This window comes from Acinetobacter proteolyticus (genome assembly GCF_000367945.1).
Classification (GTDB): domain Bacteria; phylum Pseudomonadota; class Gammaproteobacteria; order Pseudomonadales; family Moraxellaceae; genus Acinetobacter; species Acinetobacter proteolyticus.
In genome coordinates this window covers 3337761-3362167 of sequence record NZ_KB849179.1, presented here as the reverse complement: position 1 = coordinate 3362167, position 24407 = coordinate 3337761, and the positions used below count along the sequence as shown (strand labels likewise).

The window sequence follows — 24407 nt, the reverse complement described above, 5'->3', positions numbered from 1 at the left end:
TTATGTTTTACTGTAAAAATTTGAAGAAGTCAAAATTATGCAGATTTTTTAGTTATGGCTTGGATATAACAGTTTCTAGTGTCCTCTCAACTCAACTCTCTTATTTTGACGTGTGCTTGACAATTTAATCTGCAGCTTTAAAAGCTTGAACTGTCCTGAAAACTGATCCACTTTTCATAAAAAACAATCTCGAATTCAAACTTATATTTCAAAAAAATTAAACAGAATGTTCATTTATTGGCCTTTTCGTTTAGTTTGTCTGCTTAAATTTAAGAACAAATTAAGTTTTTATGCATAATGGTCGGCGCTTTATTTTTTATTTTTGGTGTATTTTTAACACTTTTTTATGGCAAGAGGTTACAACTTTAGGGAGTAAATAATGCTGACGCTGATAGGTATTCTAATTATTGTGACAATTGTTGCGCTACTGATGTCTGGTAAAACCAGTCCAATTGTTGCGATGTCAATTGTTCCTCTTATTGGCGCGCTCATTGCTGGTTTTTCGATTAGCGAGATTTCTGGTTTCTTTGAAGCCGGTCTAGCCAAAGTGACCAAAGTGGCGACCATGTTTTTATTCGCCATTTTGTTTTTTAGCATTTTAAAAGAATTACATGTCTTTGACCCGATGATTAAACGCATGGTGCAAATGACCCGTGGCAATGTTGTCATCGTTGCCGTGATGACCACTCTGATTGCTGCGATTGTACATTTGGATGGTTCAGGCGCTGCCACTTTTTTGATTATTATTCCGGCCTTATTACCACTTTATCGTAAGCTGGGCATGAGTCCCTATCTGATGCTATTACTGATGGCAGGCAGTATGGGCGTGATGAATATGGTGCCATGGGGCGGACCTTTGGGACGTGCTTCAGCCGCGACAGGTTTAGATGCTGCCACACTCTGGCATAGCTTGATCCCAGTTCAGATTGCGGGTGTAGCAGGGATGATGGTGTTTGCCGTATTCATGGGTTTACGTGAGAAAAAGCGTATTCTCGCAGCCCAAGCCCTTGGCACCACCCCATTTGAACAAGATTGCATGGCCAAGGATCTGGCTGAAGATCTGCAAGAAGACGCTAAACCAAAGAATCTATGGTTTAACCTTGGACTGATCGTTGCTGCCATCGTGTGTTTGGCATTTGGTCTGTTCTCTGCACCTTATGTATTTATGATTGCCCTTGCATTGGTCCTGATTGTCAATTTCCCGCAGCCAAAAACACAAATTGAAGTGATTGGCCGTCATGCACCACAAGCATTGAGCATGGTTGCCATTATTTTTGCGGCAGGTGCCTTCCTTGGGATTCTGTCTGAATCAGGCATGCTGCAATCGATTGCTTTGGACCTCATTAAAATCCTGCCAAGCACATGGATTGCCAGTCTGCACATTCTGGTAGGAATTTTGGGTGTCCCGATGGACATCTTTACCAGTACCGATGCCTATTACTTTGCTTTATTGCCTATTGTGCAGGAAGTCACTGCCACAGCTGGGGTGAATGCAGATTCCGTGGTATATGCCATGGCGATTGGCAACAATGCAGGGACCTTTGTCAGCCCCTTCTCACCTGCCACTTGGCTTGCAGTCGGACTGACAGGCACCGATATGGGACGCCATCTACGCTATTCATTTGGCTGGATTTGGCTATTTAGCTTCTTTACCTTAGGTGTGGGTTTCTTACTGGGCCTCTATTGATCTTTAACGAACAGGAAAAGCATACTCAGGTATGCTTTTTTTATTGTCTATTTGCTTTGCCCAGATGCATTGGATATTTCCCCTTCCATTACAACTTGGTTTTTAATAGCGGATCTAACCAGTCGACAAAGTCCTGAAAATACTTGGGACGATATTGACGGTCCGTCAGCAAAAGACTAACAGGTAACTGCAAACAAGGAATGTCGATGAACAAACGTTGTAATTGTCCTTGCTCAACATAAGGCGCTGCATCAAATTCAGGAATCTGAATCATGCCAATACCGGCTAAGCCTGCCTGAATATAGGCCTCAGTATTCTCAACCAATAAGCGATATGGCATTTTGACTCGATGCGCTTGAAATTCCAGTTCACTCCATTCCTGATAATGTTTGGCAACATGATAATCCACAGCGAAGTGTTGTTGCAGCTCATCAAAATCCCTTGGTTCACCAAACTCTGCCAAATAATGGGGTGCTGCCACAGTCCATATTTCGGTCTGGGTAATGGGACGAATTAGCAGATATTCATCCTGAACTTGTCCAACGCGTACCACACAATCCAGCTGCTGCTCAATCAAATTAGAAAAATCATCACTGCCATTCATCAATACTTTTACTTTGGGATAACGTTGATAAAATTCAGATAGATGAGGAATCAAAACTTGTGTGGCTAAGCGTTTCGGCATACCAATACTGATCTTACCTTCCTGACTACGCACATGGGTTTTAAAACGATTCAGCTCTTTTAACTGTGTTACCAAGCGCATGGCTTCATCGTAAAACAAACTGCCTTCATGGGTTAATGCCACTTTACGCGTAGTGCGATAAAACAGTAGTACCTCATATTCTTTTTCCAGTGTTTGAATCGCATAAGTCACATTGGAACGTGGTAATCCCAATTGCAGCGCGGCTTGTGCAAAAGACTGTTTCTCTGCCACTAAGCAAAAGATTTTTAAACGATCAATCTTATCCATGTTTATTGTTCAACTTTTTTGCACAATCAGTTCAATACTAACAACTATTTCAAACAAATAAATTCAATTAGCATGTTTTTTATGCATAACAACATCAGGACAAATACATGTCACAGCATCATCTAAATGGGAAAACCGTACTGATCACAGGCGGCGCAAAAAACTTAGGCGGTTTAATTTCACGTAAGTTTGCTGAACAAGGTGCAAATTTATTGATTCATTACAACAGCGCTGCCACGCAAGCCGATGCAGAACAAACCTTAAAAGACGTACAGGCTCTTGGAGCAAAAGCGATCTTGGTACAAGCCGATTTATCCGATATTCAAAATATTGAGCAATTGTTTCTCACCGCGAAAGAAAACTTTGGTGGCGTCGATATTGCGATTAATACGGTAGGCCGTGTGCTAAAAAAACCCTATTTAGACACCACCGAGCAAGAGTTTGATGGCATGAATGACATCAACAATAAAATTGCCTATTTCTTTATTCAATCGGCAGGTCGTCATCTGAATGATAATGGCAAGATCTGCACCATCGTGACCAGTTTACTTGCAGCGTATACGGGACTTTATTCAACCTATGAAGGCTTAAAAGCCCCTGTCGAGCATTATACCCGTGCTGCATCCAAAGAATTTGGTGAACGGGGCATCTCCGTTACTGCTGTTGCACCAGGCCCAATGGATACGCCATTTTTCTACGGTCAGGAAGCACCTGAAGCCGTGGCCTATCATAAATCAGCATCGGCTTTAGGTGGTTTAACCAAAATCGAAGATATTGAACCTTTGGTTCGCTTTTTGGTGACGGATGGCTGGTGGATCACTGGACAAACCATTTTTGCCAATGGTGGTTATACCACCCGTTAAGTCGAATATTGACAAAGGTTTGGGCATTCAAGCGCAATGCCCAAACCGACTAAGGTAAGAAAAACACCAAAGCATAGAAACAGGACAAACTCAGGATAATGGTCAATAAGGTATGTTTCACCTTATACGCAATGATGACGGTTAAAATCGTGGCCAAAAAATATGGATTCAATAAAGTCGAACGAAATGCGCCATGTTCATCCATAAACACAATCGGCGTTGCAATCGCAGTCAATAAACACGGTGCAGAATACTGTAAGGATTGTTGAAACCATTTCGGTAATCGCAACGGAATATTCGGTTCTAGCAAAATATAGCGATTCATAAATACCACCAAAGCGAGAATAACTAAGAGAAACCAAGTCATGCCACACGCTCCCGTAGATTCTGTAAACAAGTGGCGGTCAACATGCCGATCACACCTGCCAAAATGGCGGCACTTTTAATCCCTAAACTCAGAAAAACCAAGGTTAACAGCACAGATACCAACACACCGACCAAGGTATTTATATTTTTAATAAACGGAATCACGATGGCGATAAAAGTCGCAACAATAGAAAAGTCCAAATGATATTGATCAAGATTCGGCACTGATGAGGCAAGCAGCACCCCACAAATGCTAAACAGGACCCAGCACAGATAAAAACAGCTTCCAGCACCCAATAAATAGTAAATATAGTGTTGCTGCTTTTTAATACTCACCGCAAATAATTCATCAGTCAGCAAAAAGCCCAATAGCAAGCGATGTTTTAAAGGCTGTTTGGAAATGTCTTCACGCAGATACAGTGCATATAGATAATGCTGTGTGGTAATCAAAAAGACTGAAATAATAATGGTAATTGCTGGTGTGCCTGCCATCACCAAACCCAAGGTCATCAACTGTGCGGCGCCGGCAAACACCAAGGCTGACATGCCAATCGCTTGCCCAGTGCTCAAACCTGCTTGCACTGCCATAGAACCGGCCAATAGTCCCCACGGTAATACCGCGAAACAGAGCGGCAGTATTTTAACTACCCCATTGAGAAATGCCCGCGATATGCTCATCGGCGTATCATCGATTATGCTTTCACTTAACATCAACATCACAATTGCTCATAAAAGACCTGATGACTATGCCAAAAATAGATCAATGAGAATTGTATAAAATTGCTATTTTATTTGAGATAAGCCACATAACCACCAGGGGTAATCCCAAAAGTTTGACGAAAATGCCGACTAAAATGACTCTGATCCGAAAAACCACATTGCTGTGAAACCTCAGATAACAGCAGCCCCTGTCTTAACAGTTTTTGAGATTTTTGCAACCGTGCTTGCACCAACCACGCATGCGGTGATAGTCCGACATGTTTTTTAAATTGACGTAAAAAATGCCATTGGCTGAAATTGGCCATTGCTGCAAGTTCAGCTAGAGAAAATTCTTGCTCAGGCATACTCGCCATCAGCTCTTTGATATTAAGGATACGCTGTTTGGCATTACTCAGGTCTGTTATGTGCGGTTTGACCTGACTGTATTTCGATACCAACCAGGCAATGGTGGATAAAAATAGGGTTTGTTTGAGCAAGGTATTATTTGGTTGTTCCAATAAATCGAATAACAGGCGCAATTGCTGTGCCAACCCTTCATCATGCAATACGGCTTCTCTGAACCAAGGTGCTGTACCATGTATTGTGGTCAAATCACGTGTCAACTCATAAAATACTTCTGGGGTTGGATAGATGGCACGATAACGCCATCCCGTTTCAACCGCAGCAGAACCCGTATGTACTTCATCGGCATTGACCAGAATAATATCGCCTTGCGGTGCAACATGGTTACCGCCAGTGCGATAGAAGCGTTGCGCCCCTTCTTCAATCACACCAATGCAAAATCCTTCATGAACATGTCGTGAAAATTCCTGCTGATAATAACTTGCTTTCAGCATTTCCAAACCACCTAGTTCTGCTAGGTGTAAATAATCGACTTGCTCACGAGGTCTTCGCGACATCAAGACCTCCTTTGAATTCTTTGCATCATGTCAGGTTAGCGCGATTTAGATAGATGTATAGAACAAAATTGCTATTTGTTCAAAACAAAGATAAATTTTGGCGGTTCAATAAAAACAGATGAATAAGCTTTTATTCAACCATTTAAATTGTGAATTAAAATAAAAAATCTATTTTATATAATCCGATACAAAGAAAGTAAAAAAGATAATCATCTCAACATATTTAATTTTTATTTAAAATCTTTTAAACTCCGCACATAATTTATGCAATAAATTGTAATAAAACCAAAAGCAAAAAAATTGAGAGAACACGATGTTAAATCCCCTGCACCCTAAAAAATTAATCCCTTTAAGTTATGCAATCGCACTGAGTCTTTCTGTATTAGGAACCACCACAATTCCAAGTTATGTGCACGCATCGGCTTCAACAGAAGAAACTGCAACCAATACCACCACGACTCAAAATGCTGCAGAAAACCCGATGGCAACCTTAGATTGGCATTTAGGACCGAAAAAAGAAAATGTCGCCAATGTCGCAACGTTGAATACCCTCAAAGATGAAGGATTTTTAGACCCAAAGAATGCTGATAAATTCCTAGAACTCACGGGAAATTTAACCACAGGCACGACCAATATTTTAGTTGCTCCAGATGATTCATGGTGGGCGACCTTTGATTTTGATCCCTCGGGCTATGTTAAAGATGATGAGAAAATCGATGCTGATGCCCTATTAAAACAACTCAAAGAGTCTGATGAACCATCTAATGAAGAACGTGCACGTTTAGGTTATCCAAAATTGTATACCGTTGGCTGGGCTGTTCCGCCGCATTATGACAATCAAACCAAACGTTTAGAGTGGGCACTTAAAATCCGTGATGAAGAGAATAATGAAGCCATTAACTATACCATTCGTATTTTAGGGCGTACTGGCGTCACCAGTGCAACCCTAGTATCTGACGAAGAACATTTAACACAGAATATTAATGCGTTTAAAACCAGCTTAAAGGGTTTTGATTATAATTTTGGTGAGAAATACGCAGAATACCGTGAAGGTGATAAAGTCGCTGAATATGGCCTAGCTGCCTTAATTGCAGGGGGTGCAGCGGTCGTTGCAACCAAAAAGGGTTTCTGGGCTGCGATTGCCGCATTCTTCGCAGCAGCATGGAAATTCATTGCTGTAGGGGCAATTGCCGTAGGTGGATGGCTGCGCTCCTTGTTTAATAAAAAGAAATCATAAATGTCGTTATCCTTCGACATATTGATTATACTTGGGATACTCGGGTTCTATATTTATGACTCGGCTCATCTCTATTTTTATAATGAGTTTAATCTTCAAAAGGGGCTGGGATCCCCCTTTAAATCACAATTGATTTCACGGCAACTGAACGTCTTCCGTAAATATTTATTCATCCCAAACCTACTTTTATCGCATCAACTCCTTTTTAAATGTGCCTGGAAGATCAAAGATCCTGAGCCCGTTGTTCATACCCACGATATTGTCCACCTCAAAAATATCAGCCAAACCTTAAAGCCGCTGCAATGGATCAATATTTTCATCTTTGTGCTGACCTTAGCGGTTTTACCCTTTTTAATTTTATTTAAAGCAGGCTATCTTGCCGTTGCGATCATCTTAGTCATTATTTATAGTTTAAATCTCATTTCTATTTTGTTTGTGATTGTAAAAAGGAAAAAACTCCAGCTTTCCTGGCTTAAAATCATGCAACTATTATTAGATGCCTTACTCTGCCCTCCTTTTGCATTAAATCTATTACGAAAAATTAGTTTAAATTATCATGCAAAAACAGATGGTATATTGCTCGCTGCTCAAATCCTCAATCCACAACAATATCAACAGTTACTTGATGAGATTCTGCTGGATATCCAAGCATTAAAAATCGCATCAAATGAAAAAAATATTGCTCAGCTCGAATTAAGAGAACAACAACTGCTCCAATTAAAAGCGCCACTTGAGCATCCATAAAATCGCCCGTAGCAGGTCATTCAAATAAGAATTAGTTTAATATTACCGGAAGATCAACCCGTCTCATCTCTTGACCATATTTGAGCATCGAATCTTTTTTCATGTGATAGCATACTTTGACATTATCATAGGCATCTCGATAGGCATCAACACTGCCTTGAATGCACAGTTGTGGTTGTTTAAGCGAAAATTGAATCAATGCAGGCTGACCGTTTAATTCGCCTTTTTCATCTTTAAAGCCTAAGACTGCATCACGTAACGGAAACACCACACCTGTTTGCGTATCTATTACCACATAACGAATCTCTTGAGTTGATCCGACATTAAGCAAAATTTTTGTTGCATCAAAGTTTGGCAACTGTTTTGCCAATGCAGCTTTATATTGAGCAATGCTGCGTTTGGAGCAAAAATCAAAATCATCATAATCAAAGCGACAGTCAGCGGTTGCGTTATAAGGGACTTTTGCCAGCGCAGCAAAGCTCCAAGCTGCAATCGCCAATACAAACAATATTTTTTTCATTATTTAACCCTTCGTTTTTTATGTTTATTGCCGTCACAGACATGCAAAAATTAGAACCCTCTCACTCAAAATAAAAGCCTCCTTCGGAGGCTTTTATTTAATTGCTCAATTATTTAGAACCTTTAATCCCAGCTTGCAATAACAGCGCACCTAAACCACCAATTTTTTGCTCTTGTGGTTTTTCAGATTTTGGCTTGTGATGTTGTGGACGCTTAGCATCACCCTCTTTACGTGGTGGACGTTGACCTTGTGGCTTACGTTCTGAACGTTCAGCACGGTCTTGTTGAGGACGCTGTTGAGACCGTGCCGCTTTGGCTGGAGCAGAACCTTCCGCACGCATACTCAAGTTCACGCGATTACGTTCCACGTCGACTTGCATCACACGTACTTGCACGATTTGGCCTGGTTTCACCACTTTATGTGGATCAGACACAAATTCATTGGCAAGTTCAGAAATATGCACGAGACCATCTTGATGTACACCCACATCGACGAAGGCACCAAAGTTGGTCACATTGGTCACAACACCTTCAAGTTGTAAGCCTTCAGTCAATTGTGCAACTTCAGTAATGTCTTCACGGAATTTTGCAGTACGGAATTCTGGGCGTGGATCACGACCCGGTTTTTCCAATTCAGCCAAAACGTCTTGAATGGTCGGTAGACCAAATTTGTCATCCACAAATTCATCGGCTTTGACTTGGCGAATAATTTCAGTATTCCCGATAATGTCTTTTACTGTTGTCGCTTTTGCTGCAACAATTTTTTCCACCAGACCATAACTTTCAGGGTGAACGGCTGAGGCATCTAATGGCTCTGAACCATTTTGCACACGCAAGAAGCCCGCAGATTGTTCAAAAGTACGCTCACCTAAACGTGGTACTTTCTTCAATGCCTGACGGTTGTCAAAACGACCGTTTTCTTTACGGTATTCAACAATTTGTTGCGCAATCGACTTATTTAGACCCGCAATATAGGCCAAGATCGCGGGTGACGCTGTATTCACGTCTACACCCACCGCATTCACACAGTCTTCAACCACAGCATCCAGTGTTTTTGCGAGACCGGTTTGGTTGACGTCATGTTGATATTGACCTACACCAATCGATTTTGGATCGATTTTTACCAACTCAGCCAATGGATCTTGTAAACGGCGTGCAATTGACACTGCGCCACGAATCGAAACATCAAGCTCAGGTAGCTCTTGTGATGCCAATTCACTTGCCGAATAAACCGATGCACCCGCTTCACTTACAGTGATACGTGTCAGTTTTAAATCGGTATTTTCTGCCATCATTTCAGCAACAACCGCTTCTGTTTCACGGCTTGCGGTACCATTACCAATCGCAATAAGTTCCACGTGGAACTCTCGACATAAACGTGCAAGTTCAGCAATCGAGCCTGCTTTATCTTCTTTCGGGGCAAATGGGTAGATGGTGCTATGCGCCAATACATCGCCTGCATCACTGACCACAGCAAGCTTCACCCCAGTACGGATACCAGGGTCTACCCCTAATGTAGTGCGACTGCCTGCAGGTGCGGAGAGTAATAAATGGCGTAAGTTTTCAGCAAATACATCCATTGCTTCAGCTTCGGCAGCCAAACGTTTATCTGTTAATAAGGAATGTTCGATTTGTGGACGAATTTTGCCTAACCAGAACAGTTTAGCCGTTTGCTTTAAATAATCCTGACGGCTTTGTGGTTGAATTTGCTCAAGATTATATTCTGTTTCAATACGAGCCAATGGCGCATCATCTTCGCCATCTACTTTCAAGCCCAATACATTTTCTTGGCGACCACGTAACATTGCCAATAAACGATGCGATGGCACTTTATTGAGGTTCTCAGAAAACTCAAAATAATCACGGAACTTTTTACCAACTTCTTTTTTCTCATCAGAAGCCACTGCACTTTTCAAGACTGCAGTTTTAGCAAAAGTTTGTTTTAATTCAGTGGTTAAAGCAATATTTTGTGCCCAATCATCAATCAAGATATGCTGAATTGCATCCAGCTGGCTTTCTACGTCTGGGTAGTCTTCATGGCTAAAGCCCGCTAAAGCTTCAGTGGGATCAACTTGATCAGCAATAATTTTTTCAGCAATCACCCCGAGGCCAGCCTCTTTTGCTTTAAATGATTTGCTGGTCCGTTTCGGACGGTATGGCGCGTAAATTTCTTCTAATGCATTCTTGGTGTCTGCTGCATTGACGCGTGCTAATAAATCATCGCTTAATTTATCTTGTTCTTGTAAAGATTGGATCACCTTCTCACGACGCTCGTATAAATCACGTAAATAAGTTAAACGTGTATCGAGTTGACGTAATTGCGTATCGTCTAAGCCTTGCGTGACTTCTTTACGGTAACGTGCAATAAAAGGAACGCTAGCACCTTCATCAATTAAACGAATAGCAGCTTCTACTTGGTTTGGACGTACGGCAAGTTCATTTGCCAACTGCTGAACTAAGTCAGTCATCGTGATTGATTCCACAAGGGTTAAGTCTAAAAGCACTGATTATAAAGTTCATGGCTATAAAATCCACCATTGTTTTTTTGAATATTGTGAGAGTAGTTTATGCAAATCTCGGAATGTTTCTAAAATACCAAGATTTTTTCGCCTAAATATTGAAAAATAGATTGATTGTCATCATTTTGCCTGTATATATTTGGTATCTATCTCTTGATTTTATTGGCAATATTTGTTGCTTTATAACATAGCCAAAACTGTGCAATGAATCGTATACTCAAAGTTGTATTGATATTTCACAATCGCATTGCATAAAGACGATGACAATAAACGATAAAGGAGCACATCATGAGTTTAGTTGTACCTGCCGAATCGACGGAAACTGTGCACCATGAGACAGACCGGGTCGAACGCATCTTAGTGGTCGATGACGATGTGCGCTTGCGTACGCTGTTACAACGCTTTTTGGAAGATAAAGGCTTTGTGGTAAAAACTGCCCATGATGCAACACAAATGGACCGTTTACTGCAACGTGAACTGTTCTCGCTTATCGTGCTTGATTTTATGCTTCCTGTCGAAGACGGTTTAAGCATTTGCCGTCGTTTACGCCAATCCAATATCGATACCCCGATTATCATGCTCACTGCGCGTGGTAGTGACTCTGACCGTATTGCCGGTCTGGAAGCAGGCGCAGATGACTATTTGCCAAAACCGTTTAACCCGAATGAGTTATTGGCACGTATCCGTGCCGTGTTACGTCGTCAAGTGCGTGAAGTACCGGGTGCACCGAGCCAACAAGTGGAAGTGGTCAGCTTTGGCCCATGGTCTTTAGATTTATCCACTCGTACACTGACCCGTGAAGGTCAGGTCGTTACCCTCACCACGGGCGAGTTTGCGGTATTGAAAGCATTGGTACAGCATCCACGTGAACCATTAACGCGTGACAAGCTAATGAATTTGGCACGTGGCCGTGAATGGGGCGCAATGGAGCGTTCGATTGATGTGCAAGTCTCTCGTCTACGCCGTTTAATTGAAGATAACCCTGCGCGTGCTCGCTATATCCAAACCGTTTGGGGCGTAGGCTACGTTTTTGTTCCAGATGGCGCTGAATAAGTTTTGGGAAATAAACGTTGAAACTTGAACCAATTGATCCACAAGAATTTACGGATTTTTCGGCTTATTCAGAAAGGCCACGAACCAAATGGGAACGTTTTTTAGATAAAATTAAACCGCGTTCCGCTGCTATGCGCACCACCATTCTGGTCTTATTCATGGTGTTCTTTAGCCTGTTTATGTCTTTGTGGTTCTTTTGGCGAACACTTTATCTTCCAGAGTTACAACAACATGCCCGCTACCTCGCGATTGAATTGGAACTGGTCAATAATCCAGATATTCGAATTCTGCATCGCGATAGTGAAGTGGATGTCGATACATGGTTAAAAAATCGTATTGGCATTGAATATGTGACTGATCCCAAAGAATTTCCCAGAGTTGAAGATAAATTCTTAGCGGAACTATTTACCAATCAAATTGAGTCCAAACTAGCCAAAGAGCTGGGTGTAGAAAACGTTACGGTTTATTTTAAATTTAAACCGATTCCACGCATCTGGATTCAAACACCAGAAATGAACGGGAACTGGGTGAGAGAACCTTTAAAAACCTATACCAATTATAGTGTTGAACTGATTGCTGGTTGGTTATTTGGTGTTCCCATTGTATCGTCCATTATTATTTTAATTTTGGTTCGGCAAATGAACCGACCTTTGCGTCGCTTACAAAATACAGCCAACAATTACAGTAAAACCGGCAAAGCACCTTATCTCGACACCAATCATGGGCCACTCGAAATCCGTCAAGTTAACCAAGCTTTTAACCATATGGTGTATACGCTTGAACAAACCGAACGTGATCGTCAGATTATGTTGGCAGGGATTTCACACGACTTGCGCACACCATTGACGCGTATTCGTTTGACCGCAGAAATGCTGCCTGATGAGTTTTTCCGTGAAGGCCTGATCTACGATGTCGACGACATGGACGCGATTCTCAATCAGTTCATTTCCTATATGCGGGATGGTTCGGACGAAGAACTGACAGAGACCAACCTGAATACTCTACTGCAAGAACTGGTGGTGCAATTCAAACCACTGGACATCCGTTTTGAAGCACAAGAGTTGCCGATCATTCCTGCGCGAAGCTTGTCTTTAAAACGCCTGATTGCCAATTTAATTAACAATGCCAAACGCTATGGCGCGGAGCCGATTGAATTATCCGCCAGTCATGTCGATGAGCACATCTTAATTACGGTGACCGATCATGGTGAAGGCATTCCACCCGATCAAGTCGAAGAGTTAATGCAACCTTTCGTACGTGGTAATTCAGCACGGACAATTCAAGGCAGTGGTTTAGGTTTGGCGATCGTAAAACGGATTGTCGATATTCACCAAGGACAGATCAGCATCCGCAACCGCGAGCAAGGCGGTTTGGAAGTGGTGATTTCCCTCCCGATTCCTATAGCACCAAGTGACGAGCCACAGAACAATGCCATCGACAAAATAAAACAGACGCTAACAGGGCATTTTTAACGTGACCTGATCTGCATCGTCTGTCATGCCTCTTCGACTAAAGTCTTCAGTCCAATTGCTGCAGGAGGGTTGGCTTTGGTTCAGTTTTATACTGGTCCAAACCAAACAAACCTCCTGCTCTAAAATTTCTTTCCTGTATAAATTCAATCAAATATCACACAGAAAATAAGCAACTGAAAAGCAGATGAATAAAGCGTATGCAGCTGTATTAGACCTTAGCCTTATTTCAATTCACTTTTCATGTTTTAGCGCTAAAATCCATATCCAATGAAAAGCAATATTGAGAATGGATGATGTCTTTAAGTCGTATTCGTCTTGCAGCACTGCATGACAAAGTGATGAGTGCAGAGCAGGCAGCTCAGTTTATTAAAAATGATATGACGGTGGGTATGAGCGGTTTTACCCGTGCCGGTGAAGCGAAAGCTGTACCACAAGCATTGGTTGAACAAGCTAAAAAAAATCCGTTAAAAATCACATTAATTACCGGTGCAAGCCTCGGCAACGACTTAGACAAACAATTGACGGAAGCCGGTGTTCTTGCACGTCGTATGCCATTCCAAGTCGATAATACTTTGCGTCGTGCCATTAATAACGGCGAAGTGATGTTTATCGACCAACATTTGTCTGAAACTGTTGAACAGATGCGTAATCAGCAGCTTAAACGCCCAGATGTTGCGGTGATTGAAGCCGTTGCCATTACTGAGGATGGTCATATTGTTCCAACCACTTCTGTCGGTAACTCAGCGAGTTTTGCCATTTTTGCAGAAAAAGTCATTGTCGAAATCAATACATCTTTGAGTGAGAACTTTGAAGGTTTACACGATATTTATATCCCGACTTATCGTCCAACCCGTACACCACTCCCATTAACTCAAGTGGATGACCGTATTGGTTCGACTGCGATTCCAATCGATCCTGCAAAAATCGTGGGGATTGTCTTTAATGACACCGCAGATTCACCATCAACGGTGACTGCACCTGATGCTGAGACTCAAGGCATTGCCAACCACTTGATCAAATTCTTTGAACAGGAAGTGGCTGCAGGTCGTTTAGCGAAAAACTTAGGCCCATTACAGGCGGGGATTGGTTCAATTGCCAATGCGGTGCTTACTGGTCTGAAAGACTCGAATTTTGAAGACTTGGTCATGTATTCAGAAGTATTGCAAGACTGTACGTTTGAGTTAATTGATGCCGGCAAGATGAAGTTTGCTTCGGGCAGCTCAATCACTTTATCGGCACAATGTGGCGAGCGGGTTTTCGGTAACCTTGAACACTACAAAGACAAATTGGTATTACGCCCACAAGAAATCTCTAATCATCCAGAGCTTGTGCGTCGTTTGGGTATTATTGGCATTAACACCGCTCTTGAGTTTGATATCTACGGCAACGTGAACTCAACCCATGTCTGTGGTACCAAGATGATGAATGGTATTGGGGGTTCAGGTGACTTTGCTCGTAACGCGCACCTTGCGATCTTCGTGACCAAATCTATTGCCAAAGGCGGGGATATTTCATCAATCGTGCCAATGGTCAGCCATGTCGACCACAATGAACATGATGTTGATATTTTAGTAACTGAAGTGGGTCTTGCTGACCTACGTGGTTTAGCGCCACGTGAACGAGCCCGTGTGATTATTGATAACTGTGTACATCCACTGTATCAAGGTGCGCTTAACGATTACTTTGACCGTGCTTGCGCACGCGGTGGACATACCCCCCACATTCTTCGTGAAGCCTTATCTTGGCATGCCAATTTTGAAGAAACAGGTCATATGTTAGCGCCTGCAGCTATCGCAAAGTCTGCTTAACGCATCGCGTCAAGCCAAATAAAAAAGCATGTTCCGACATGCTTTTTTATTTTTCTATCCAGAAGTAGCTAAGCGCCCGACTCTGAGCAAAATTGGAAAACGGACTGCAATCGGCTGCTGTATCTGTAAAATGTCTTGCAAGCTCGCTAAAGGGCTAACATGCTGTTGATCTTGATAATGCTTTACCGCAGACCAAGTGTTTAAATAATCCCACAATTGCGGCCCTGTCCAACTCAACTCAATCTGAAACTGCGGCATGCTGATTTCCTCAAAGGGAAAGGGAATGCTTTGATAAAGCTCATCAATATAACGTCGCTCTGCATCCCAAAAACCCTTTAAAGTATAGTGATAGAGTTGATCGATTCGCTGATTTAGATCTGTATCATCCAACTGAATTAAGCCATAACCAATTACGGCAAAAAGACCATCTGGCTTCAATGTTCGTTTTACTTCTGCATAGAATTTTTCAAAATCAAACCAGTGAATCGCTTGGGCGACAGTAATTAAATCAAAAGACTGATCTGCAAATACAGGCTGCTCGGCGGCTTGCTGTAAATACTGCACATTGGGTAATACTGGGGCCTGATCTAATTGATTTTGACTGAGATCAGTTGCAACCACTTGCTTAAAATAGGGAGCGATCAGCTGGGTTAACTGCCCAGAACCTGCCCCACAGTCCCATGCACAGGCAAAGCCATTCAGTTGCTTGATTAAGCTATTAACCAATGATTGTGGATAGGTCGGCCGTGCCTGTTGATAAAGTTCACTGTGTTCAGAGAATAAGTCTTTCATGCGAGTTTATTCTTCAATTTTTCTACTTGTCATCAATATAACAAAATATTGAAGCAATAAAAAAAGCCCCAAACTTTCGTTTGAGGCTTTTTGAATATGGTGGCGAGACCCAGGATCGAACTGGGGACACACGGATTTTCAATCCGTTGCTCTACCTACTGAGCTATCACGCCAATGGGGTGTATTAAGCCGTATCTCAGACCAATAGTCAATAATTATCATGAGCTTTTGATTTGAATGCACATTTTTCACGCAATCATTTTTTGGGGTAAAAAAAATCCCTGATGGGATCAGGGATTGAAAATACAAATTTATGGTGGCGAGACCCAGGATCGAACTGGGGACACACGGATTTTCAATCCGTTGCTCTACCTACTGAGCTATCACGCCAAAGTGGGCGTATTAAACAATGTTTGTCTAAGCCCGTCAAGCAAATTTGTGGATTTTTCTCTTAAGCGCTTAATTTTGCTGCAAAGCAGTAAGCTAAAGCTTAGATTTTGCCAAGATGTGATAAACAGCGATGGATTGCCCCACAGCCCGGTTCAAACTGTTTGACCCCTTGCTCTTCTTCCATACGGCACACCTCTTCAACCAAGCGTTCTGCCACACCGCGGCCACGATTGGCTGGATGCACCACAATATATTCCAAAACACGGCTTTCACCTTGTCCTGTCGCCCAAATTGCACCTATAATTTTGGTGTTAAATTCAGCAGTGTAAACTGTGGTATATTGCTGGAGATTTTGTTCAAGTTGTTCCATTGCATCTTGCCCATCGCCAAACTCTGGGCTGGTATCGTAAAGTCGCTCGAGCTGAGTACGAATTCCTAGATTATCCAGAGAACTGTAAGCATGTACGGTAATAGGCATTGATTAACCCTCCTGAGCAAACTATGATGCTGTCACTTTTTCGTCACAGCGAAACTATTGGTTTTTAATTCAATCATTTTTGACGTTTTTTGAGGAACGTGTCCATGACGCAACGTATCAGTGAAGTGGTAAGAAATACCAACGAAACAAAAATTCGAGTTCGTCTCAATCTCGATGGTACTGGTCAAGGCACACTCAACACTGGAGTTCCATTTTTAGACCATATGATTGATCAAATCAAGCGTCATGGTCTATTTGATATCGACATTCATTGCGATGGTGATCTAGAAATTGACGACCATCACACCGTCGAAGACTGTGGAATCACCTTGGGGCAAGCGTTTGCGCAAGCACTCGGCGATAAAAAAGGCTTACGTCGTTATGGGCATTTTTATGCGCCTTTAGATGAAGCGCTATCTCGTGTTGTGGTTGATCTGTCTGGTCGTCCAGGCTTATTCATGGATATTCCATTTACGCGTGCCCGTATCGGAACATTTGATGTCGATTTATTTTCAGAGTTCTTCCAAGGTTTTGTCAATCATGCACTGATGACATTGCATATTGATAACCTGAAAGGCAAAAATAGTCACCACCAGATTGAAAGTGTGTTTAAAGCGCTCGCGCGTGCCTTACGTATGGCTTGTGAAATTGATCCACGTGCAGAAAACACCATCGCTTCCACCAAAGGTAGTTTGTAATGACCCGTATTGCTTTACTTGATTATGGCATGGGCAACCTACACTCTGCGGCAAAAGCCCTAGAGCATGTCGGTGCGACGGTTGATGTCACCAACGATCCGAAACTGATTGCTAAAGCGGATAAAATTGTCTTCCCTGGCGTCGGTGCAATGCGTGACTGTATGCAAGGTATGCATGAAGCAGGGATTGATGAAGTGGTACGTCAGGCTGCTTTTAATAAACCTGTGCTTGCGATTTGTGTCGGTATGCAAGCCCTGTTGCAAAGTTCGGAAGAAAATGGCGGTGTGGCTGCATTGGGTATTTTTGATGGTGTAGTGAAACACTTCCCTGAAATTCCCAATTTAAAAGTGCCGCATATGGGCTGGAACCAAGTACATCAACTTGATCCAAGTCATCCCATGTGGAACAACATTGAGCAAGATGCACGCTTCTATTTTGTGCACAGCTATTATGTCGAGCCAAAAGATTCATCCGTCACTGCGGCAACCTGTGATTATGGCGTGAATTTCTGTACCGCGATTCACAAAGACAATTTGTTTGCCACGCAATTCCATCCTGAAAAAAGTCATACCGCTGGCCTACAGCTGTTAAAGAACTTTGTGGAATGGAAGATCTAAACTTACTTAATGCAGATCAAGTTTTTCGTTATTACTTGATCTGCAACTCATAAAATAATTTAAGCTTTAATTTTGCAATTTTTTCTTTATTATTCTAAATGATACATTTTTCAACTCTTACAATCCCATAAAAACACTTAGATAGGAATAACAATGAATTTATCTACTCAAAACGTGGATCATCCACTGAGTCCCAAAGGCCGTTTTGGTCGACTTTCCTATGCCGCTTGGACATTTTTAAGTTCAATCATCGCAGTGATTCTCATTTTTATCTTGGCATTTGGCGCGGTGCTCGTGACTGGAGGCAGTCTCGAACAAGGGCAAGATTATCCAGTCCTCGCAATTGTCCTGTTTATCATTCTCTATATCGCCCTCGTCTATTTTTCTTTTGTCTTTACCATTCGTCGTCTACATGACCGGAATCAAACGGGTTGGTTGTCATTATTAGCCCTTGTCCCCTTTGTAAATTTCGTTTTCATTATTTATCTGTTCTGTGCTAAAGGAACAGCAGGTCAAAATAAGTTTGGTGCTGAACGTGAGACATCAGGCTGGGAAAAAGTCTTGGGCTGGATTTATATTGTCATCATTCCACTTGTCATTATTTTTGCTTTAGTAGGCAGCGCAGTTCCTGCATATCAAGACTATGTGCAACGAAGTCAATTCATACAGCAACAATAGCCCACTTAAAAGAGATCAACAACAGCCAAGTTCCGACTTGGCTTTTTTATTTCACTAAAACCCTTTAAGCTCAATCAAACGCTTTGAGTTTTAATGCAGATGGATACGCCTCAATACCCTTCCCCTTTAAGCAAAGAACACATTCGCGCATTGCCTGTATTTCAAAATCTAAGCCCAGATCGTATCTTGGTGATCCAAACGCTTGAACAATGCAAGGCCATTCAAGCGGAACTCGCTTCTATTCAGATCTTCGGTTTCGACACCGAATCTAAACCAACCTTCAAAGTCGGTGAAAAATCGACGGGGCCTCACCTAATCCAGCTGGCAACACCAAAGCAAGCTTATCTGTTCCAAGTTAGTGCTGAGATTTTAGCCTTCCTTAAGCCAATTCTCGAAAATGAACAGCAACTCAAAGTGGGTTTTGGACTGAAAAATGATGCGCATATCTTTCGTAGTAAAGGTATTCAGCCCAATGCAATGATTGATCTATCCAAGAGCTTTGCAAGTTTTGGTTATCGCAGCCAAGTTGGTACTCAAACGGCAATCGCGCTCCTATTCCAGCGTTATTTTGCCAAAAGTAAAAAAGTCAGCACTTCAAACTGGTCCGTTAAAAATCTCAGTCCGCAACAAATCAATTATGCCGCCGCAGATGCCTATGCCGCACTGCTCTGCTTCGAGCAACTGTATCAGCAACAACTACTCACAACACAATTATTGCAACAAATCAGGAGAATACTGGAAAGTTTAGCAGACAAGGCTTAGCGATTGATCAATATTTTGCTAATATGGAGCCAATTTAAACTCTATGATGATGCAAGGAGCGAAAGCATGCTAATCATCCCAGCAATTGACCTGAAAGATGGTAAATGTGTCCGTTTGAAACAAGGACGTATGGAAGACGATACCGTTTTCTCTGAAGATCCTGTGGCAACTGCACAACATTGGGTGGATGAAGGCGCACGTCGTTTACATTTAGTCGATTTAAATGGTGCTTTCGCAGGTACGCCAATTCATAAACCAGTGGTTGAAGCGATTGCACGTGCACAACCTGAGCTTCCAATTCAGATTGGCGGTGGTATCCGCTCACTGGAAACGATTGAACACTATTTGGAAGCTGGCGTTTCTTTCGTGATCATCGGCACCAAAGCCGTGAAAGAACCTGAGTTTGTTAACGAAGCATGTAAACGCTTCGCAGGTCATATTATTGTAGGGATTGATGCAATCAATGGCATGGTGGCAACTGATGGTTGGGCTAATGTCACTGATGTAAAAGCAACTGATCTTGCTAAACGTTTTGCCGATGCTGGCGTATCGAGTATTGTGTATACCGATATTGCACGTGATGGCATGATGCAAGGTGTGAACGTTGAACAAACCGTAAACTTAGCAAACTATTCAGGTCTGCCTGTGATTGCTTCTGGCGGTGTCACCAATCTGGATGATGTTCGTAATTTAAAAGGCCAAAAAGGTATTTTAGGTGCCATTACTGGTCGTGCCATCTATGAAGGCACCTTAAACCTACGTGAAGCACAATTATTGTTGGATGAAGACCGCCTTTAAGCTGTCTGGCCTAGAAGTTACCTACGTTGGTAACTTCTTTACCTCAATACAGTACATTGCGAATAAATTTTAAAGGCTGTTTCGAACGGTTGGCATAACAATAATAAATAGAGCTCTCAAATAAAATCGACTCACCTGCCTGAAGCACACGATTTTCATGTTCAAACGAAATCGTCAACTCTCCCTCCACCACATAAATTAACTCTTGCCAACCTTTTTGATCTGGTTCGGCCTGATACACCTCACCCACGGCCAAAGACCATGCCCATAATTCGACTTGTGTTTGGGTCGGTACTGCAGCCAACAGCGTGGCCTGACTTTCAGCCTGTTGGCCCTGCCAAGCCAAGGTATTCACAATGGCAGATTCACTCAGTTCAGATGGGCTAACCAGCTTTTTAAAATCGACGGCTAATGCAATTGCAATTGCATCAAGCTTGGCCAGACTGATATTGACTTGGCCTGTTTCCAAAGCAGCAATGGTACGGCGACTGACGCCTGCTCGATCTGCCAAGTCTTGCTGGCTGAGCTGACGTTCGGTACGAAACAGACGAATATTCTGTCCCACATCTTGCAATACCGTCTCTGAATGGCTCATTCATTCCTACAATGAAAATAAAAATATGCGCAATATATTGCACAATACCAACAAGCAATGCAATATGTGCAGTATATTGCACTTTACTAACAAGGATGGCTGCGTTGACCGCTTTGTCTCAATCTCCTAAAGCCGCACAATTTGCGCTTATTTTTATTACCATGATTTGGGGTGGCACTTTTTTAGCGGTGCAACATGCCCTGAATTTTAGTAGTCCGATGTTTTTTGTCGGCTGTCGTTTTGCAGTCGCGGCTTTGGCAATCTTTTTAATCTCGATTAAATCGATGCGTGGCCTAACCCTAAAAGAGAGCTTGGCAGGTACAGCCATCGGCATTGTGATTGCAATTGGCTATGGCACACAGACCATTGGTCTTCAAACGATTCTGAGTAGCGAATCCGCGTTTCTCACTGCGCTGTATGTGCCTCTCGTCCCCATTTTAATGTGGGTGATCTTTCAAAAGATGCCTTCTATGATGACTTGGGTCGGTACAGCACTGGCCTTTACGGGTTTAATCTTGTTAACAGGCAATGGCTTTTCCAGTATTAACTTTAGTTATGGTCAAGTACTCACCCTGATTTGTGCTTTTGTGATTGCGCTCGAAATTATCCTGATTGGTTATTTCGCGGGGAAAGTGAATCTAAGACGGGTCACGGTGATTCAACTGGCGGTCGCTTCATGCTTATCATTTGCCAGTATGCCCTTGGTGGGTGAACACAGTATTCCTGATTTTTCATGGGGGTTAGTGATTATCGCAGTGGCGCTCGGCTTAGCCAGTGCGTTAATTCAGTTTGTGATGAACTGGGCACAACGTATGGTCGATCCGACGCGCGCTGCAATTATTTATGCGGGTGAACCGGTTTGGGCAGGTGTAATCGGGCGTATTGCGGGAGAACGTTTACCATTATTGGCCTTATTTGGAGGATTATTAGTGGTGCTTGGGGTTTTAGTCAGCGAATTAAAATTTAAATTCTTTGCGAAGCAACAACTGCCAGAAAATAAATAAATATAGGAAAGCACACCACAGTTTTTTCTTTCAATAAAAGCTGTGGTGCGCTGAAACCGCTAAGCTGGGATTTGTTTTTGATTCGCAGCAACAGGACTATTGCCAATCTGCCACACATAAGGCAATGGCGTTTGATTCACTTCCCAATCGCCAATCACTTTCTGTTTATAGACCAATGGATTATGTGATGAGACCACACGGGCATTGCGCCAAAAACGGTCTAATTGCTTGTCGGTGCTACTGGCCGATGCACCCAAGGCATTAAACAGCTCGGTACTCAGACTCAAGACCAACTCCGCAATCACCACCTGTCCTTGTGCCGACACCAATTCAGCACGCTCATTGGCTTCTAACTCGGCTTGTTCATCATTTTGAAAATGTTGTAAATACGCAGCATCCAAAGCTTCAGCAGTAGTTAATGCAATACTTTGCGCCGCATAAGCTTGTGCAGACGCTTTGCCAATCACTTGTAGAATTTGTGCATCTTCACGTACCAGATTGGCATTGCCATGACTATAAATCCGCGTCCGCTGACGCACTTCCTGCTTAAAGGTCTCCACTGCACTTTGTGCAATCCCCGCCAAAGTCGCGAGATGTACTACCTGATAAAATGCGGTTTGATATTTAAATCGGTTTTCAAACACCAAAATATGATCTCGCTCTATCTCCACATTGTTTAAGGTTAGGGTTCCGCTGCCTGTGGTTTTTTGCCCAAAGCCATCCCAGTCATCCACAATATCTATGCCTTCTGCTTGGGTGGACACCGCAGCAATCACATGCTGATGGGTAGTTTCATCTAAGGCAAAGAGATCAATCCAGTCAGCGAATATCGTACCTGTAGAATAATACTTCTGACCATTGATACGGAGTTTTCCATCCTGCGCTGCCGTGACACGAGTCGCTACATCTCCGATTTCAACTTTACCAATTTCTGTCCACGCATTCCCCACAATCTCACCACGGACAAAGCGTTCAAACCATAAGGTCTGGGGTTCAGTTTTTTGGGCATTTAAACGGTCTTCGACAAAGGCAAAATGACCGCGTAGGGCCTGAACCACGTTGGAGTCGGCCTGAGCAAGTTCAATTAATAACTGAAATAGCTGCTTTTGCGAAACCCCATCACCACCAAAAGCCACAGGCACGCGTACCGCGCCAAAGCCTGCCTGTTTTAACCACTGAATCGGTTCATAGGGCAAGCTTCGGTTTTTTTCCCGTGCTAAAGCACCTTCCGCAATTCGTTCGAAGATCGGACGGAACTTGCCCGCCACCTGTTCATAATGTGCACCCAAAGAGAGATTTTGATTGCTTTGACTGGTCATAACAGTACCCTCCTAGCTCCACGCATGACGTGGCAGTGCCACACCATTCAAATAATAATTACCCACCAGATTGTATTTCCAACGTACCGGATCATGCAGGGTATGCGTGCGTGCATTGCGCCAGTGTCGATCCAGATTCAACTCGGATAAGGTGGAACGGGTACCGGATAACTCAAATAATTTATTGGCTGCCAAGAGTGCGATTTCAGTGGTTAATACTTTCGATTCAGCCGTGAGTAAAGTTGCTTCTGTTACGGTTTCTTCGCTTGGATTGGCCAAAGCACGATCAATTGCTTCTCCTGCCAAAGCTAAAACCGCCTCTGCGGCACGGAGTTTAATTTTTAGCTCGCCAATATTGCTAATGGTATAGGGATCTTCACTGGCATGTTCCACACCTGAATCAATCCAAGGTCGAGCATACTCACGCACATAGCGAATGGTTTCCTCAATAGCCCCACGCGCAATCCCCGCATCGACAGCGGACTGAATAATTTGCGAAATTGCACCTGCTGCTGTTGGGCGTTCAAAAGCCTGATGAATCGGCACTACATATTTTAAATCGACTCGCACATGATCCAGCTGTACGCTGCCACTGGCTGTAGTGCGCTGACCAAAACTGCTCCAGTCATTCACAATGGTCAAACCTGGACTATGTTGTGGTACCAATGCTGCAAATACTTTGCCATCATCACTGACGGCAACCACAGGAATCCAATGTGCCAATAAAGCACCTGTGGCAAAGAATTTCTGACCACTGATCAGCGCATAATCCTCTTTAAATTCAATTTTGGTGGTCAAATCCGCGACGGTTTTCGAGTTTTTTTCTGAGAATGCATTGCCTAAACGCTTGCCTTGCAGCACTTGTTCGAAGAAGAACTGCTGCTGTTCCAATGACGCATCCAAACGGATATGTTCTAAAAAGGCCCAATGATTTTGTGCAATCTGCCCTAAAGATGAATCTGCGCTGGAAATAATCGTCACCACCTCAGCAAGGGTTTTATAACTCACCCCTGCACCACCGAACTGTTTTGGAATATTAATTCCCCATAGACCCGATGCCGAATATTGCTGGATTTCCTGCAGTGGCAGCTTGCGTTCATGATCACGCTTTGCTGCCTCTTTGGCAAAAGCAGCCGCTACGCGATGGGCCACAGCAATCGCTTCTTGATCTGAAGCAATCACATGTGCTGGCGTATTATTCAAGTAAAAATCTTGCGGAATACTCTGTGCATCTTCCAGTTTTATTTCTATTTTTGAGGTCATTATAAATACTCATTTTTCCAGTTATAAAAATAAACTAGCACTATTTTTATTGCATATTTATAAGTTAAATTTAGAACCTAATCTTTTTATTTAAAATAAACTCACACCATTACTTATTGATTAAAAAAACAACTTAAAATCAATAATAAACAA

Annotated in this window: 24 protein-coding genes and 2 tRNA genes; 13 read left to right on the top strand and 13 right to left on the bottom strand. The window is 42.7% G+C overall.

Annotated elements, in window-relative coordinates; genetic code table 11:
- The first annotated feature begins 379 nt into the window (after positions 1–379).
- Entirely contained in the window at positions 380–1687 is a 1308-nt protein-coding gene (locus F993_RS01495; protein WP_004657357.1) for a CitMHS family transporter, read from the top strand.
- Between the two features lie 88 nt (positions 1688–1775).
- Here the strand turns inward: F993_RS01495 and F993_RS01500 are convergent, their stop codons facing one another.
- Positions 1776–2660 carry a LysR family transcriptional regulator gene (locus tag F993_RS01500; protein ID WP_004657355.1) on the bottom strand — a complete coding sequence of 295 codons (885 nt, stop codon included), beginning with the start codon at positions 2658–2660 and terminating at the stop codon, positions 1776–1778.
- Between the two features lie 107 nt (positions 2661–2767).
- On the opposite strand from F993_RS01500, the gene F993_RS01505 reads away from it, so the two are divergent.
- Positions 2768–3523, top strand: a complete 756-nt coding sequence (locus F993_RS01505; protein ID WP_004657353.1) for an SDR family oxidoreductase — start codon at positions 2768–2770, stop codon at positions 3521–3523.
- 49 nt (positions 3524–3572) lie between these two features.
- On the opposite strand, the gene F993_RS01510 is transcribed toward F993_RS01505, so the two are convergent.
- The 3 genes from F993_RS01510 to F993_RS01520 all read right to left on the bottom strand — a co-directional run bounded on the left by F993_RS01510 (position 3573) and on the right by F993_RS01520 (position 5508).
- A complete protein-coding gene (locus F993_RS01510; protein ID WP_004657351.1) occupies positions 3573–3890 on the bottom strand; it encodes an AzlD domain-containing protein in 318 nt (105 codons plus the stop codon).
- Positions 3887–4600, bottom strand: coding sequence for an AzlC family ABC transporter permease (locus F993_RS01515; protein ID WP_032812781.1), 714 nt, complete (start codon positions 4598–4600; stop codon positions 3887–3889). The genes F993_RS01510 and F993_RS01515 overlap by 4 nt, the downstream gene beginning before the upstream one ends.
- Positions 4601–4677: 77 nt before the next feature.
- Positions 4678–5508, bottom strand: a complete 831-nt coding sequence (locus tag F993_RS01520; RefSeq protein WP_004657347.1) for an AraC family transcriptional regulator — start codon at positions 5506–5508, stop codon at positions 4678–4680.
- A gap of 313 nt (positions 5509–5821) precedes the next feature.
- On the opposite strand from F993_RS01520, the gene F993_RS01525 reads away from it, so the two are divergent.
- On the top strand, positions 5822–6745 hold the full coding sequence (locus F993_RS01525) for a DUF2167 domain-containing protein (protein WP_004657345.1): 924 nt from the start codon (positions 5822–5824) through the stop codon (positions 6743–6745).
- Positions 6746–7489, top strand: a complete 744-nt coding sequence (locus tag F993_RS01530; RefSeq protein ID WP_004657343.1) for a hypothetical protein — start codon at positions 6746–6748, stop codon at positions 7487–7489.
- Positions 7490–7520: 31 nt separating this feature from the next.
- On the opposite strand, the gene F993_RS01535 is transcribed toward F993_RS01530, so the two are convergent.
- Together F993_RS01535 and F993_RS01540 are read right to left on the bottom strand one after the other, a co-directional pair.
- On the bottom strand, positions 7521–8009 hold the full coding sequence (locus tag F993_RS01535) for a hypothetical protein (RefSeq protein ID WP_004657342.1): 489 nt from the start codon (positions 8007–8009) through the stop codon (positions 7521–7523).
- 109 nt (positions 8010–8118) lie between these two features.
- Complete coding sequence (locus F993_RS01540; protein ID WP_004657339.1) at positions 8119–10476, bottom strand: Tex family protein; 2358 nt, start codon at positions 10474–10476, stop codon at positions 8119–8121.
- A gap of 339 nt (positions 10477–10815) precedes the next feature.
- On the opposite strand from F993_RS01540, the gene ompR reads away from it, so the two are divergent.
- From ompR to F993_RS01555, 3 genes are all read left to right on the top strand, one after another.
- Complete coding sequence (gene ompR, locus F993_RS01545) at positions 10816–11580, top strand: osmolarity response regulator transcription factor OmpR (protein ID WP_004657337.1); 765 nt, start codon at positions 10816–10818, stop codon at positions 11578–11580.
- A gap of 17 nt (positions 11581–11597) precedes the next feature.
- The gene (locus F993_RS01550) at positions 11598–13052 is read left to right on the top strand and encodes an ATP-binding protein (RefSeq protein WP_004657335.1); all 1455 of its coding nucleotides are present in this window, start codon (positions 11598–11600) and stop codon (positions 13050–13052) included.
- Between the two features lie 293 nt (positions 13053–13345).
- Positions 13346–14860 (top strand): acetyl-CoA hydrolase/transferase family protein, encoded by a 1515-nt coding sequence (locus tag F993_RS01555; protein ID WP_004657334.1) that lies wholly within the window; start codon positions 13346–13348, stop codon positions 14858–14860.
- Between the two features lie 54 nt (positions 14861–14914).
- Here the strand turns inward: F993_RS01555 and F993_RS01560 are convergent, their stop codons facing one another.
- The 4 genes from F993_RS01560 to F993_RS01575 form a co-directional block, all read right to left on the bottom strand.
- Entirely contained in the window at positions 14915–15652 is a 738-nt protein-coding gene (locus F993_RS01560; RefSeq protein WP_004657332.1) for a class I SAM-dependent methyltransferase, read from the bottom strand.
- 97 nt (positions 15653–15749) lie between these two features.
- Positions 15750–15825 (bottom strand) — tRNA-Phe (locus tag F993_RS01565).
- Positions 15826–15966: 141 nt separating this feature from the next.
- Positions 15967–16042 (bottom strand) — tRNA-Phe (locus tag F993_RS01570).
- 100 nt (positions 16043–16142) lie between these two features.
- Positions 16143–16520, bottom strand: a complete 378-nt coding sequence (locus F993_RS01575; protein WP_004657331.1) for a GNAT family N-acetyltransferase — start codon at positions 16518–16520, stop codon at positions 16143–16145.
- 104 nt (positions 16521–16624) lie between these two features.
- Between F993_RS01575 and hisB the strand changes: the two genes are divergently transcribed.
- From hisB to hisA, 5 genes are all read left to right on the top strand, one after another.
- Complete coding sequence (hisB, locus tag F993_RS01580) at positions 16625–17218, top strand: imidazoleglycerol-phosphate dehydratase HisB (protein ID WP_000194096.1); 594 nt, start codon at positions 16625–16627, stop codon at positions 17216–17218.
- Entirely contained in the window at positions 17218–17835 is a 618-nt protein-coding gene (hisH, locus tag F993_RS01585; RefSeq protein ID WP_004657328.1) for an imidazole glycerol phosphate synthase subunit HisH, read from the top strand. The genes hisB and hisH overlap by 1 nt, the downstream gene beginning before the upstream one ends.
- Positions 17836–17988: 153 nt before the next feature.
- The gene (locus F993_RS01590) at positions 17989–18513 is read left to right on the top strand and encodes a DUF805 domain-containing protein (protein ID WP_004657327.1); all 525 of its coding nucleotides are present in this window, start codon (positions 17989–17991) and stop codon (positions 18511–18513) included.
- Between the two features lie 93 nt (positions 18514–18606).
- Entirely contained in the window at positions 18607–19275 is a 669-nt protein-coding gene (locus F993_RS01595) for a 3'-5' exonuclease (RefSeq protein ID WP_004657325.1), read from the top strand.
- A gap of 66 nt (positions 19276–19341) precedes the next feature.
- Entirely contained in the window at positions 19342–20073 is a 732-nt protein-coding gene (gene hisA / locus F993_RS01600; RefSeq protein ID WP_004657323.1) for a 1-(5-phosphoribosyl)-5-[(5-phosphoribosylamino)methylideneamino]imidazole-4-carboxamide isomerase, read from the top strand.
- A gap of 43 nt (positions 20074–20116) precedes the next feature.
- On the opposite strand, the gene F993_RS01605 is transcribed toward hisA, so the two are convergent.
- A complete protein-coding gene (locus F993_RS01605; protein ID WP_004657322.1) occupies positions 20117–20668 on the bottom strand; it encodes a helix-turn-helix domain-containing protein in 552 nt (183 codons plus the stop codon).
- Between the two features lie 95 nt (positions 20669–20763).
- On the opposite strand from F993_RS01605, the gene F993_RS01610 reads away from it, so the two are divergent.
- A complete protein-coding gene (locus tag F993_RS01610) occupies positions 20764–21672 on the top strand; it encodes a DMT family transporter (protein WP_004657319.1) in 909 nt (302 codons plus the stop codon).
- 59 nt (positions 21673–21731) lie between these two features.
- On the opposite strand, the gene F993_RS01615 is transcribed toward F993_RS01610, so the two are convergent.
- Both F993_RS01615 and F993_RS01620 read right to left on the bottom strand, forming a co-directional pair.
- Positions 21732–22991, bottom strand: a complete 1260-nt coding sequence (locus F993_RS01615; RefSeq protein WP_004657317.1) for an acyl-CoA dehydrogenase family protein — start codon at positions 22989–22991, stop codon at positions 21732–21734.
- A 12-nt stretch (positions 22992–23003) separates the two neighbouring features.
- Entirely contained in the window at positions 23004–24254 is a 1251-nt protein-coding gene (locus F993_RS01620; protein WP_004657315.1) for an SfnB family sulfur acquisition oxidoreductase, read from the bottom strand.
- Positions 24255–24407: the final 153 nt, after the last annotated feature.

Excerpts from the sequence above, each read along its gene's own strand:
- F993_RS01495 (WP_004657357.1), top strand. The coding sequence starts at position 380 with ATGCTGACGCTGATAGGTATTCTAATTATTGTGACAATTGTTGCGCTA.
- F993_RS01500 (WP_004657355.1), bottom strand. The coding sequence starts at position 2,660 with ATGGATAAGATTGATCGTTTAAAAATCTTTTGCTTAGTGGCAGAGAAA.
- F993_RS01505 (WP_004657353.1), top strand. The coding sequence starts at position 2,768 with ATGTCACAGCATCATCTAAATGGGAAAACCGTACTGATCACAGGCGGC.
- F993_RS01510 (WP_004657351.1), bottom strand. The coding sequence starts at position 3,890 with ATGACTTGGTTTCTCTTAGTTATTCTCGCTTTGGTGGTATTTATGAAT.
- F993_RS01515 (WP_032812781.1), bottom strand. The coding sequence starts at position 4,600 with ATGTTAAGTGAAAGCATAATCGATGATACGCCGATGAGCATATCGCGG.
- F993_RS01520 (WP_004657347.1), bottom strand. The coding sequence starts at position 5,508 with ATGTCGCGAAGACCTCGTGAGCAAGTCGATTATTTACACCTAGCAGAA.
- F993_RS01525 (WP_004657345.1), top strand. The coding sequence starts at position 5,822 with ATGTTAAATCCCCTGCACCCTAAAAAATTAATCCCTTTAAGTTATGCA.
- F993_RS01530 (WP_004657343.1), top strand. The coding sequence starts at position 6,746 with ATGTCGTTATCCTTCGACATATTGATTATACTTGGGATACTCGGGTTC.
- F993_RS01535 (WP_004657342.1), bottom strand. The coding sequence starts at position 8,009 with ATGAAAAAAATATTGTTTGTATTGGCGATTGCAGCTTGGAGCTTTGCT.
- F993_RS01540 (WP_004657339.1), bottom strand. The coding sequence starts at position 10,476 with ATGACTGACTTAGTTCAGCAGTTGGCAAATGAACTTGCCGTACGTCCA.
- ompR (WP_004657337.1), top strand. The coding sequence starts at position 10,816 with ATGAGTTTAGTTGTACCTGCCGAATCGACGGAAACTGTGCACCATGAG.
- F993_RS01555 (WP_004657334.1), top strand. The coding sequence starts at position 13,346 with ATGTCTTTAAGTCGTATTCGTCTTGCAGCACTGCATGACAAAGTGATG.
- F993_RS01560 (WP_004657332.1), bottom strand. The coding sequence starts at position 15,652 with ATGAAAGACTTATTCTCTGAACACAGTGAACTTTATCAACAGGCACGG.
- F993_RS01575 (WP_004657331.1), bottom strand. The coding sequence starts at position 16,520 with ATGCCTATTACCGTACATGCTTACAGTTCTCTGGATAATCTAGGAATT.
- hisB (WP_000194096.1), top strand. The coding sequence starts at position 16,625 with ATGACGCAACGTATCAGTGAAGTGGTAAGAAATACCAACGAAACAAAA.
- hisH (WP_004657328.1), top strand. The coding sequence starts at position 17,218 with ATGACCCGTATTGCTTTACTTGATTATGGCATGGGCAACCTACACTCT.
- F993_RS01590 (WP_004657327.1), top strand. The coding sequence starts at position 17,989 with ATGAATTTATCTACTCAAAACGTGGATCATCCACTGAGTCCCAAAGGC.
- F993_RS01595 (WP_004657325.1), top strand. The coding sequence starts at position 18,607 with ATGCAGATGGATACGCCTCAATACCCTTCCCCTTTAAGCAAAGAACAC.
- hisA (WP_004657323.1), top strand. The coding sequence starts at position 19,342 with ATGCTAATCATCCCAGCAATTGACCTGAAAGATGGTAAATGTGTCCGT.
- F993_RS01605 (WP_004657322.1), bottom strand. The coding sequence starts at position 20,668 with ATGAGCCATTCAGAGACGGTATTGCAAGATGTGGGACAGAATATTCGT.
- F993_RS01610 (WP_004657319.1), top strand. The coding sequence starts at position 20,764 with ATGGCTGCGTTGACCGCTTTGTCTCAATCTCCTAAAGCCGCACAATTT.
- F993_RS01615 (WP_004657317.1), bottom strand. The coding sequence starts at position 22,991 with ATGACCAGTCAAAGCAATCAAAATCTCTCTTTGGGTGCACATTATGAA.
- F993_RS01620 (WP_004657315.1), bottom strand. The coding sequence starts at position 24,254 with ATGACCTCAAAAATAGAAATAAAACTGGAAGATGCACAGAGTATTCCG.